This is a genomic window from Mesorhizobium sp. M5C.F.Ca.ET.164.01.1.1 (genome assembly GCF_004792125.1).
In the GTDB taxonomy this organism is placed as follows: Bacteria; Pseudomonadota; Alphaproteobacteria; order Rhizobiales; family Rhizobiaceae; genus Mesorhizobium; species Mesorhizobium wenxiniae.
This window is the reverse complement of record NZ_SRTG01000083.1, coordinates 1-490: the sequence shown is the minus strand read 5'-3', so window position 1 is coordinate 490 and position 490 is coordinate 1. Positions and strand designations below refer to the sequence as shown.

The window sequence follows — 490 nt, the reverse complement described above, 5'->3', positions numbered from 1 at the left end:
GTTCGCACCGAGCACAGCGAGAAGAAACTCAGCGCGTCCGGCGCCTATGAGCTCGCCGCGGCGAACGGCGAGGCGGCGGTGACCATCTTCGCCACCGGCTCCGAGGTCGAGGTCGCGCTCGGCGCGCGTGAGTTGCTGCAGCAGCACGGCCACCCGACCCGCGTCGTCTCGGTGCCCTGCTTCGAACTGTTCGACCAGCAGAGCGACGACTACCGCAGGAAGACGATCGGCAATGCGAAGGTGAAGGTCGCAATCGAAGCCGGCATCCGCCAGGGCTGGGACCATATTATCGGCAGCGATGGCATCTTTGTTGGCATGACCGGCTTCGGTGCCTCGGGCACCATCGAGCAGCTCTATCCGCATTTCGGCATCACCGCCGAAGCGGCGGCGAAAGCGGCGGAAGCCCGCCTGCACGGCAAGTAAGGGTTGAGCCAAGCGAGCCCGTCAAAACCAAGCATGGCCGCCTTGGCGGGCTGGCCCAACCTAATCG

At 65.5% G+C, this 490-nt stretch carries 1 protein-coding gene; it reads left to right on the top strand.

Features of this window, described 5'->3' with window-relative positions; all coding sequences use genetic code 11:
* The coding region (locus tag EN807_RS32520; protein ID WP_281405240.1) for a transketolase C-terminal domain-containing protein at positions 1–423 on the top strand (423 nt) is incomplete at its 5' end.
* Between the last annotated feature and the right edge of the window lie 67 nt (positions 424–490).